Source organism: Halomonas sp. ND22Bw (assembly GCF_003011945.1).
GTDB lineage: Bacteria > Pseudomonadota > Gammaproteobacteria > Pseudomonadales > Halomonadaceae > Halomonas > Halomonas halophila.
Genome location: NZ_PXWD01000030.1, coordinates 1 through 1,463 on the forward strand (window position 1 = coordinate 1; position 1,463 = coordinate 1,463).

Annotated in this window: 1 protein-coding gene and 1 pseudogene; both read left to right on the top strand. The window is 67.3% G+C overall.

Annotated features, from left to right (window positions below; translation table 11 throughout):
* Positions 1-162, top strand: a pseudogene (locus CVH10_RS27280) (TRAP transporter small permease); the annotation flags it as partial.
* A complete protein-coding gene (locus CVH10_RS16805; protein WP_106489319.1) occupies positions 162-1,463 on the top strand; it encodes a TRAP transporter large permease subunit in 1,302 nt (433 codons plus the stop codon). The pseudogene CVH10_RS27280 and the gene CVH10_RS16805, both read left to right, overlap by 1 nt.

The following is a 1,463-nucleotide window of genomic DNA, read 5'->3' on the forward strand; positions in this document are numbered from 1 at the left end:
TGGCAGCTGGAGCGTTCCGGCACCTCCTGGAACCCGCCGTTCCCGGCGCTGGTGAAGGGCGTGATCCTGCTGGCGCTGGCCATCATGTGCGTGCAGTCCTTGCTGCACCTGACCCGCTCGCTGCGCCGCAAGCCCGACACCCTTTCCCACGAGGCTGACTGATGGATATCGCAACCGGAACCATGCTGATGGTGGGGCTGATCTTCGCCCTGCTGGTCACCGGCCTGCCGCTGGCCTTCATCACCGGCCTGGTGGCACTGGCCTTCACCTTCGGCTGGTTCGGGCCCAACGCCCTGCCGCTGGTCACCAGCCGGGTCTACGGCTTCGTCACCGAGTACTCCCTGGTGGCGGTGCCGATGTTCGTGCTGATGGCCTCGCTACTGGACCGATCGGGGATCGCCAAGGACCTGTTCAACGCCATGCGCGTGTTCGCCGGTCGCCTGCCCGGCGGCGTGGCGGTGCAGACCGTGGTGGTGGCCTTCTTCCTGGCCGCGCTGTCCGGGATCATCGGCGGCGAGATCGTGCTGCTGGGCATCCTGGCGCTGCCGCAGATGCTGCGCCTGGGCTACGACAAGCACCTCTCCATCGGCGTGGTCTGCGCCGGCGGTGCGCTCGGCACCATGATGCCGCCGTCCATCGTGCTGATCATCTACGGCCTGATCGCCTCCCAGTCGATCGCCGACCTGTTCACCGCGGCCATCACCCCGGCGGTGATCCTGATGGCCAGCTACATCGGCTACGTGCTGGTGCGCTGCCTGAAGAACCCCGCGATGGGCCCGCCGATGACCGACGCCGACCGCGAGGAAGGCTTCGCCAACCGCTGGCAGGCGCTGCGCGCCATCATCGTGCCGGCGCTGATCGCCGGCCTGGTGCTGGGCTCGATCTACGGCGGCGTGGCCTCGGTCACCGAGGCGGCGGCCATGGGCGTGTTCGGCGTGCTGCTGGCGGTGGTCGCCCGCGGCGAGTTCTCGGTCAAGACGCTGCACGAGAGCCTGGGCCAGACCCTGACCACCTGCGGCATGATCATCTGGATCGGCATCGGCGCCGCAGCGCTGGTGGGCGTCTACAACCTGATGGGCGGCAACCGCTTCATCTCGGGCATGATCATGGGCCTCGACGTGGCGCCGATCGTGATCATCCTGGTGATGATGGCGATCCTGCTGGTGCTGGGCATGTTCCTCGACTGGATCGGCGTGGCCATGCTGACGCTGCCGATCTTCGTGCCCATCGTCGAGCAGCTGGGCTACAGCCCGATCTGGTTCGGCATCCTGTTCGCGGTGAACATGCAGGTGTCGTTCCTGTCGCCGCCGTTCGGTCCGGCCGCCTTCTACCTCAAGGGCGTGGCGCCGCCGGAGGTCAGCCTGAAGGACATCTTCGTCGCGGTGCTGCCCTTCATCGCCCTGCAGCTGTGCGTGCTGTTCGCGCTGCTGTTCTGGCCGAACCTCGCCATGTGGCTGGTGTAA

Coding starts and splice junctions, on each gene's coding strand:
- CVH10_RS16805 (WP_106489319.1), top strand. CDS start 162: ATGGATATCGCAACCGGAACCATGCTGATGGTGGGGCTGATCTTCGCC.